At 70.2% G+C, this 8942-nt stretch carries 5 protein-coding genes; 1 reads left to right on the top strand and 4 read right to left on the bottom strand.

Annotated elements, in window-relative coordinates; translation table 11 throughout:
• Positions 1 to 153 precede the first annotated feature (153 nt).
• From RIF93_RS15730 to putA, 4 genes are all read right to left on the bottom strand, one after another.
• Positions 154 to 1011, bottom strand: coding sequence for a lipid A-modifier LpxR family protein (locus tag RIF93_RS15730; RefSeq protein WP_309092392.1), 858 nt, complete (start codon positions 1009 to 1011; stop codon positions 154 to 156).
• Positions 1012 to 1171: 160 nt separating this feature from the next.
• Entirely contained in the window at positions 1172 to 3031 is a 1860-nt protein-coding gene (locus tag RIF93_RS15725) for a ribonucleoside-diphosphate reductase subunit alpha (RefSeq protein WP_309092391.1), read from the bottom strand.
• 233 nt (positions 3032 to 3264) lie between these two features.
• On the bottom strand, positions 3265 to 5046 hold the full coding sequence (locus tag RIF93_RS15720) for an SLC13 family permease (protein ID WP_309092390.1): 1782 nt from the start codon (positions 5044 to 5046) through the stop codon (positions 3265 to 3267).
• A gap of 43 nt (positions 5047 to 5089) precedes the next feature.
• Positions 5090 to 8185 carry a bifunctional proline dehydrogenase/L-glutamate gamma-semialdehyde dehydrogenase PutA gene (gene putA, locus RIF93_RS15715; protein ID WP_375163886.1) on the bottom strand — a complete coding sequence of 1032 codons (3096 nt, stop codon included), beginning with the start codon at positions 8183 to 8185 and terminating at the stop codon, positions 5090 to 5092.
• A 102-nt stretch (positions 8186 to 8287) separates the two neighbouring features.
• Here putA and RIF93_RS15710 point away from each other — a divergent pair, with 102 nt between their 5' ends.
• The gene (locus RIF93_RS15710; RefSeq protein ID WP_309092389.1) at positions 8288 to 8758 is read left to right on the top strand and encodes a winged helix-turn-helix transcriptional regulator; all 471 of its coding nucleotides are present in this window, start codon (positions 8288 to 8290) and stop codon (positions 8756 to 8758) included.
• The last annotated feature ends 184 nt before the right edge of the window (positions 8759 to 8942 follow it).

Raw genomic sequence — 8942 nt, 5'->3', positions numbered from 1 at the left:
GTGGGTGCGGCGGTGGGCGCGGGCTGCTCGACGTTGTGCCCGCAGGCCGCCAGCAACAGGGACAGCGCGGCGAGCGCCAGGATCGACTTGTTCATGAACAGCTCCGCTTCGTCCGCGCGAGCCAGACCATACGATTCGGACGGGAATCGGGCGCTAGCGCTGCGGCCGGATCGAGAACGTGAAGGCCGCAACCGTGTCGTCGCGCGTCTGCTGGCCGAAGATCAGGTGGTTGCCCTTCACCTCGCGGTGGATGACGCCGAACGAGCTCTGCATGTCGCCCTTGCGCCAGCCGACGCCGACGTGGGCGTCGCCCACCAGCTCGCCGGTGTCGTCGGTCGTCCACTTGCCGCGGCTCCAGTCGCCCTCGTTGCGCAGCATGTTGAGGCCCACCGCTCGGCCGCTGGCGGCGGCGAACAGGTACCACCGGCCCTGGTCGCCGTACTCGGTCCCCTCACGTACGCCCAGGTCCTTCAGGGCCTCGACGGCCTGCTTCTCGCGCTTCTGGCCCACGGTCAGGGTGGCGCCGGCCTCGGCCGAACCGCCCCGGCTGCCCACGCCCAGGCCGGCGTGCGGCGAGACGTCGACCTGCAGCCCACCCTCGGCGAAGTTGATCGCCCGCGGCCAGCTGCGGATCAGCGTGACGTCGTAGGCGCCGGCGTCGAACTGGTCGCGCGTGGGCGCGAGCGGCAGGCCCTTCAGCCGCTCGTCCACGTCAATGCGCAGCAAATCGACCGCCCCGCCGCTGGCGCCCAGCTTCACCTCGCCCGAGCGGCGCCGGACCAGGCTCTCTTCGCGTGCGGAATAGGTCTCGCGATCCAGGAAGGCCGCGCCGCTCAGCTGGTCGGCCGCCGAGGGGATCAGCGGCTGGTCGCGGGGCGCGCCTATGGGCGCAAAGCTCTGGGCGGCCGCAGCCGTGGCCGCGCCGCATCCCAGGACGATGGCTGCAAACGCCAGCCGCCGCACCATGCGCTTCTCCCAGTCCGCCTTATGTGGCGGCTCTCTGGGCGGCATAGTTTCACGATCGGCGGGTTCGACAAGCCCCTAAACCGCTGGGGTCTTGGATCATGGCGAAAACTGCTGCGCCTTGACCATCCAGCTAAAGGAAAAGGCTGGCGTTTCCGCCAGCCTATGCCTCGAAGATCACGGAACGACGTTTTCCGAACTGCCTTGGTTACTGGCAGGCCAGGCATTCCTCGTAGTCGGTCTTGGCCGCGCCGCTCATGTCGACGACCTCGGCCTTCTCGCCGCCGGCGTGCGCCGCCCGCTGCACCGACTTGGAGCGCAGGTAGTACAGCGACTTGCAGCCGCGCTCCCACGCCGTCCAGTGCAGCATGTGCAGGTCCCACTTATCGACGTCGCCGGGCAGGAAGATGTTCACCGACTGCGACTGGCAGACGTCCGGCGTCCGGTCGGCGGCGAGCTCGACGACCCAGCGCTGGTCGATCTCGAAGGCCGTCTTGAAGACGTCCTTCTCGTCCTGGGTCAGGCACTCCAGGTGCTGGACCGAGCCTTCGTTGGCGAGGATCGAGTCCCACACCTGCGGCGTGTTCTGGCCCTTCTCCTCGAGCAGGCGCTCCAGGTAGGGGTTCTTCACGGCGAAGGTGCCCGACAGGGTCTTGTGGCTGTAGATGTTGGCCGGGATCGGCTCGATGCCGGCGCTCGTGCCGCCGCAGATGATCGAGATGGAGGCCGTGGGCGCGATGGCGATCTTGTGGCTGAAGCGCTCCATGACGCCGCGCTCGGCCGCGTCCGGGCAAGGGCCGCGCTCGGCGGCCAGGGTCCGCGAGGCCGCGTCGCACTGACGGCGCAGCGTCTTGAACAGCCGCATGTTCCAGCTCTTGGCCAGCGCGCTCTCGAACGGCACGTTCTGGGCCTGCAGGAACGAGTGGAAGCCCATCAGGCCCAGACCCACCGAGCGTTCGCGCTTGGCGGCGTAGACCGCGTTCTTCATCTCGGGCGGCGCACGCTGGATGAAGTCCTCCAGCACGTTGTCGAGGAAGCGCATGACGTCCTCGATGAACGTCGGGTGGTCGCGCCACTCCAGGAACTTCTCGGCGTTGACCGACGACAGGCAGCAGACCGCGGTCCGCTCGTTGCCCAGGTGGTCCTTGCCGGTGTGCAGCATGATCTCCGAGCACAGGTTCGACTGGCGCACCTGCAGGCCGAGCTCGCGCTGATGCTGCGGCATGGCCCGGTTCACGGTGTCGGAGAAGATCAGGTAGGGCTCGCCGGTCTGCAGGCGGATCTCGAGGATCTTCTGCCAGAGGCTGCGGGCGTCGACTTCGCGGATCACCTCGCCGGTCTTGGGCGAGCGCAGGCCGAACATGGCGCCGTCGCGGACGGCCTCCATGAACTCGTCGGTGATCGACAGGCCGTGGTGGAGGTTCAGGCTCTTGCGGTTGAAGTCGCCCGAGGGTTTGCGGATCTCGAGGAACTCCTCGATCTCCGGGTGATGGATGTCGAGGTAGACCGCCGCCGAGCCGCGGCGCAGCGAACCCTGGCTGATCGCCAGCGTGAGGCTGTCCATCACGCGGATGAAGGGGATGATGCCGCTGGTCTGGCCCGCGCCCTTCACCTTCTCGCCGATCGAGCGGACGCCGCCCCAGTAGGTGCCGATGCCGCCGCCGTTCGAGGCCAGCGCCACGTTCTCGTTCCAGACGCTGACGATGCCGTCCAGGTTATCGGGCACGGCGTTCAGGAAGCACGAGATCGGCAGGCCGCGGTCGGCGCCGCCGTTCGACAGCACCGGCGTGGCGGGCATGAACCACAGTTGCGAGATGTAGTCGTAGATGCGCTGGGCGTGGTCGGCGTCGTCGGCGAAGGCCGTCGCCACCCGCGCAAACATGTCCTGGTAGCTCTCGCCCGGCAGCAGATAGCGGTCTTCCAGCGTCGTCTTGCCGAAGTCCGTCAGCAGCGCGTCGCGGCTGCGGTCCACCTGCACCTTGCGCACGAGCTGCAGCTGCGGCTTCGCAGGCGTCTCCCGGACCCGCTCCGCACCCTCGGCAATCCCAACCTTCGCCGCTTCACTCATGTCCCTGCCCTAGCCCCTCGATGGAGAATGCATTTCGCATCCGCCCTACATCTTGTGGTCCAGCCCGCGAACCAGCCCACATATGGGGACATCTGGCTAATGACTCGTCAATGAGGCGAACCCGCCGCCCACAGCCTTTTTCGTAAACGAGGCGTTAATGTGGGGTCGCGCCCCTCGGCAGATCAATCGCTTGGGCCAAGCCGTCCACAGGCCGCTCACGAACCTGTGAACGCTTACGCCTGGAGAGGCCAGACCGCCGCGATCAGGGGAGTGCCGACGAACAGGACCAGGGCGGTCAGCGGCGCCCCCAGGCGAGGATAGTCCCCGAACCTGTAGCCGCCCGGGGCCATCACCAGCGTGTTGCACTGGTGGCCGATGGGCGTCAGGAAGTCGCACGCCGCGCCCAGCGCCACCGCCATCAGGAACGGGTCCGGATTGAGCTTCAAGAGCTGGGCCAGGGCCGCCCCGATGGGGGCCACGATCAGCACCGTGGCGGCGTTGTTCAGGAACGGCGTCGCCGCCATGGCCACCGCCATCACCGCGCCCAAGGCCAGGATCGGCGGCCGCCCCTCGAACACCGCCGCGAGCGAGGCGGCCACCAGTTCGGCCCCGCCGGTCGCACGGATCGCGTCGCTGACCGGGATCAGGGCTGCGATCAGCACCAGCACCGGGCCGTCCAGGGCGCCGTACGCCTCCCGCATCCGGATCGCGCCTGAGACCACCATCGCCACCGCCGCGGCGAAGAAGGCGATGGCCACCGGCACGATCTGCATCGCCACCAGGATCATGGCCGCGCCCAGGATCAGGGTCGGCAGCAGTCGTCGGCGGATGCCGCCCAGCCGCAGCTCCCGCTCGGCCAGTGGCAGCAGCCCCAGGTTCTTCAGCGCCGCCGGCAGGCTCCGCTCGCCGCCCTGGATCACCAGGATGTCGCCGGCCCGCAGGCGGATGCCCTTCAGCTCGCTGCTCGTCCGGTACCCCGAACGGCTGACGGCGAGCAGGTTCACGTTCTGCTGGCCGTAGAGATCCTCCTGCTTGGCCGAGCGGCCGATCAAAGCCGAGTCGGGGCTGACCACCGCCTCGACGATGCGGACCTCTTCCGTCGGCTCCTCCATGGAGACCGGCCGGTCGGCCCGGGTCAGCTTCAGGCGGGCGCGGTTGATGAAGGCGTCGAGGTCCTGGTGCTCGCCCTCGAGCAGCAGGGTGTCGCCCGGACGGATGCGGAGGTTGCCGGACGGCGACGGCCTACGCTCGCCGTCGCGGATCACGGCCACGATGCTGACCTCGCCGCTCGCCATCCGGTGCAGGCTGGCGACGGTCCGCTTCTCGAGGGTCCAGTCCTCGGGCACGGCGACTTCGGTGAAGTAGGGCGCGGTCTCGATGGCGGCGTCCAAGGTCTCGGTCGCCACGCGAGTCCGGGGCAGCAGCCGGTACCCGAACGCCAGGAACACCAGCCCCAAGGCGGTTATGCCCAGGCCGACGGGGGCGTAGTCGTACATGCCGAACGGCCGGCCCAGGATCTGTTCGCGGACTTCAGAGACGAGGATGTTCGGCGACGTGCCGACGAGGGTGACGGTGCCGCCGATCAGCGACCCGAAGGCCATCGGCATGAGGAGGCGGGAGGGCGGGGTGTTGGTGCGCCGAGCCACCTGCAGGGCGATCGGCATCATCAGCGCCAGCGCGCCGACGTTCTTCGTGACCATCGACAGCAGCGCAACCACGCCGGTGAACAATGGAACCTGGGTCCTTGCGCTGGCAAGGCGCGGCAGAAGCGGTCGCAGCACCGCCTCGACGACCCCCGAGCGGGCGAACGCGGCGCTGACCACCAGCGCGCAGGCGATGATCACCGTCACGTCGTTGGCGAAGCCCGAGAACGCCTTGTCCGTCGGCACCACGCCCAGGGCGAGCCCGAGCAGCAGCGCCGACAGCGCGATCACGTCGTAACGCCAACGCCCCCATATGAAGGCGGCGATGGTCACGCCCACCAGTCCGAAGGCGAGCGCCTGTTGCAGAGTCATGACATCCCTCGCCGGCGACGGGCCGGCGAAGACGTAACGCGCATCAGGCGTCCAGGTTGAGCAGGGCCGGATCGCCGCCCTGGGCTGCGATGTTGACGCTGACCGCCCGCTCGACCGCATAGCGCAGCAGGGCGTGCGGCCCGCCGGCCTTGGGCCCGGTGCCGGAAAGGCCCTCGCCGCCGAACGGCTGGACGCCTACGACTGCGCCGATCATCGAGCGGTTCACATAGGCGTTGCCGGCGGGCACGGCGCGCTGAACCTCCTCGGCGAAGGCCTCGATGCGCGAGTGGACGCCCAGCGTCAGGCCGTAGCGGGCCTGGACCAGGGGGGCCGCCGCTTCGGCGAGCTTGGCCGGGTCGTAGCGGACCACGTGCAGGATCGGACCGAAGACCTCCTTCTGCAGATAGCCGGCGTCGGTGATCTCGGCGAGCGTGGGGGCGAAGAAGTGGCCGCCGGCGGGGGGCTCGAGGCGCTGGAGCACCTTGCCCTCGGCCTCGAGCTTCTGGACGTGGGCCTCCAGCGCGGCGCGCGCCTCCTCGTCGATCACCGGGCCGATGTCGGTGCGCGGGTCGGCCGGCTCGCCGACGACCAGGGTGCGCATGGCGCCCTTCAGCCCCTCGATCAGCAGGTCGGCGGTCTCGTGCGGCACGAACAGCATCCGCAGCGCCGAACAGCGCTGGCCGGCCGAGCCGAAGCCCGAGAGCAGGACGTCGTCGATCACCTGTTCGCGCAGGGCCGTGGTGTCGACGAACATGGCGTTCAGGCCGCCGGTCTCGGCGATGAACGGCACGATGGGGCCCTGGCGCGCCGCGAGCGTGCGGTTGATCGCCCAGGCGGTGTCGGTGCCGCCGGTGAAGGCCACGCCGTCGCAGGCGGGGTGCGCGGTAAGCGCCGCGCCGACCGTCGCGCCGTCTCCCGGCGTGAGGTGCAGCAGGTCGGCCGGGACGCCGGCCTGGTGGAACAGCTTCACGGCTTCGGCGGCGATGATCGGCGTCTGTTCGGCGGGCTTGGCGAGCACGCCGTTGCCGGCCGCCAGCGCGGCGGCGACCTGGCCGGTGAAGATGGCCAGCGGGAAATTCCAGGGGCTGATGCAGACGAAGACGCCGCGGCCGTGCAGCGACAGCTGGTTCGTCTCGCCGACCGGACCGCGCATGGTTTCGGCGCTGGCGAACTGCCGCTCGGCCAGGTGGGCGTAGTAGCGGCAGAAGTCGGCCGCCTCGCGGACCTCGGCGATGGCGTCGGCGAGGGTCTTGCCGGCCTCGCGCACGCAGATGGCGATCAGGCGGTCGCGGTGCGCTTCCAGGGCGTCGCCCATGGCGCGGAGCACCTTGGCGCGGCCCTCGCCGCCCAGAGCGTCCCAGGGGCGCTGAGCGGCGTGCGCGGCGGCGAAAGCCTCGTCGATCTGCTCGGGCGTGGTTTGGAAGGCCCGACCGATGCGGCGGGCGGCATCCGACGGAGCGAAGCGGTCCTCGGCGGCGCCGTCGGTGCGGACGCGGCCGCGGATGATTGGCGCGCCTTCCAGGGCTTCACGGTCCAGGGCGGTGATGGCGCCGGCCAACTGGTCGCGGACCGCCTGAATGGAGAGATCGAGCCCCTCGGAGTTCTTGCGGGAGGGGCCGTAGAGGTCGCGCGGCAGCGGGATCCGTGCGTGCGGGGCGCCGCCGGCGGCCTCGACGGCCGAGATCGGGTCGGAGACCACCTTCGACACCGGCGTCTTCTCGTCCAGCAGGGCGTGGACGAACGAGGTGTTGGCGCCGTTCTCGAGCAGGCGCCGCACCAGGTAGGGCAGCAGGTCTTCGTGGCTGCCGACCGGGGCGTAGACCCGCAGCGGGAAGCCGCCGTAGCGGTCCTGGGCGGCGGCGTAGAGGGCCTCGCCCATGCCGTGCAGGCGCTGGCACTCGAACGGGGCCTGGGCTTGCCGGGCCATCTGGCGCACGGCGGCAAGCGTGTGGGCGTTGTGGGTGGCGAACTGCGGGTAGAGGGCGGGCGCGGCGGCGATCAGCGCCTTGGCGCAGACCAGGTACGACAGGTCGGTGGCGGCCTTGGTCGTGAACACCGGGTAGCCCGGCAGCCCGCCGACCTGGGCGCGCTTGATCTCGCTGTCCCAGTAGGCGCCCTTCACCAGGCGGACCATCAGCCGGCGGCCGCTGGCGCGGGCGATGCCGGCGACGGCTTCGATCACCTGCGGCCCGCGCTTCTGGTACGCCTGGACGGCCAGCCCCAGGCCCTTCCAGTCGCCCAGCGACGGCTCGCGGGCCAGGCGGTCGAGGAGCTTCAGGGAGATGACAAGGCGGTCGGCCTCCTCGGCGTCGAGGGTGAAGTTGATGTCGGCCTTCGCGCCCATCTCGGCCAGACGCAGGACGCGCGGGTAGAGGTCGGCGAAGACGCGCTCTTCCTGGCGCGCCTCGTAGCGGGGCGACAGCGCCGAGAGCTTCACCGAGATGCCGTGGCCGGCCTCGGGGCCGTGGCCCTTGGCGGCGCGGCCGACGACCTCGATGGCCTTGGCGTAGGCGGCTTCGTAGCGGTCGGCGTCGGCGTCGGTGCGGGCGCCCTCGCCCAGCATGTCGAACGAGCAGACGAAGCCGTCCTGGCCGGCGCGCTTGATCGCCTTCTCGATGGTGGCGCCCAGCACGAACTGCTCGCCCATGATCTTGACGGCGGCGCCGACAGCGCGGCGGATCACCGGCTCGCCGAGGCGGCCGGCCAGACGCTTGATGAAGCCCGGCAGGTCGTTGCGGGCCTCCTCGTCCGGGTCGATCAGCTTGCCGGTGAGCATCAGGCTCCAGGTCGAGGCGTTGACCAGCATGGAGTCCGAGCGGCCCGCGTGGCTGGCCCAGTCGGCCGAGGCGATCTTCTCGGCGATCAGGCGGTCACGGGTCTCCTCGTCGGGCGTGCGCAGCAAGGCCTCGGCCAGGCACATCAGGGCCAGGCCCTCGCGGGTCGACAGGCTGAACTCCTGCAGGAAGCTTTCGACCACGCCCTGGCGGCTCGCGGCCTTGCGGGCGGCGCGGACCAGGGCCTCGGCCTCCTGGCGCACAGCCTCGCGATCGTCGGACGAGAGCGGCCGCGACGCCAGGTGGGCGGCCAGCACCGAACGTTCGTCGGCGAACTTCGCCGCATCCAGGTGATCGAACGGCATCGGGAGCTCCTGCTGAAACAGTCTGCGGGATAGTCCACATTTCGAAGGATGTGCTACGGATCGGAAGCGGCCGGGCCGCACGATCCGCGGCGGAGAACGAATATGGCGAACAACGTGCGGCTGGACGAGACCGACCGGCGGCTGCTGCGGGTGCTGCAGGCGGACGGACGCATCAGCAACGCCGACTTGGCGGAGCGGTGCAACCTGTCGCCCTCGGCCTGTTCGGAGCGGGTGCGGCGGCTGCGGGAGGCCGGCTACATCACGGGGTTCGCGGCGCTGCTGGACCCGCAGAAGGTGGAGCGCGGCGTGCTGATCTTCGTCGAGGTGGTGCTGGACCGCACGACGCCCGAGGTGTTCGAGACCTTCGCGGCGGCGGCTCGGCGCTCGCCCGACGTGCTGGAGTGCCACATGGTGGCGGGCGGCTTCGACTACCTGATCAAGTCGCGGGTGCGGGACCTCACGGCCTGGCGGAAGTTCCTCGAGGAGGTGCTGGTGCGGATCCCCGGCGTGCGGGAGACCCGGACCTATGCGGTGCTGGAAGAGGTGAAGAGCACGACCCGGCTGCCGGTGTGACGGCGTCGACCGCCGCGGCCACGAGTCTCGCCTCCCCTGCGGAGCGGGGGAGGGGGGCGACGGACATGCCCGGCGGCCGTTCGTCGTGTCTTGGGCAGGGTTCTGAGAGACCCCTCATCCGGCCTGCTGCGCAGGCCACCTTCTCCCGCAAGGGGAGAAGGCGGGTTCAGGTGGTGTCGTGGGG

The organism is Phenylobacterium sp. (assembly GCF_031181185.1).
Taxonomy (GTDB): domain Bacteria; phylum Pseudomonadota; class Alphaproteobacteria; order Caulobacterales; family Caulobacteraceae; genus Phenylobacterium.
This window is presented reverse-complemented; position numbering and strand designations above follow the sequence as displayed.

What these genes read in the sequence shown, in the direction of transcription:
- RIF93_RS15730 (WP_309092392.1), bottom strand. Translation starts at nt 1,011, where the DNA reads ATGCCGCCCAGAGAGCCGCCACATAAGGCGGACTGGGAGAAGCGCATG.
- RIF93_RS15725 (WP_309092391.1), bottom strand. Translation starts at nt 3,031, where the DNA reads ATGAGTGAAGCGGCGAAGGTTGGGATTGCCGAGGGTGCGGAGCGGGTC.
- RIF93_RS15720 (WP_309092390.1), bottom strand. Translation starts at nt 5,046, where the DNA reads ATGACTCTGCAACAGGCGCTCGCCTTCGGACTGGTGGGCGTGACCATC.
- RIF93_RS15710 (WP_309092389.1), top strand. Translation starts at nt 8,288, where the DNA reads ATGGCGAACAACGTGCGGCTGGACGAGACCGACCGGCGGCTGCTGCGG.
- putA (WP_375163886.1), bottom strand. Translation starts at nt 8,185, where the DNA reads ATGCCGTTCGATCACCTGGATGCGGCGAAGTTCGCCGACGAACGTTCG.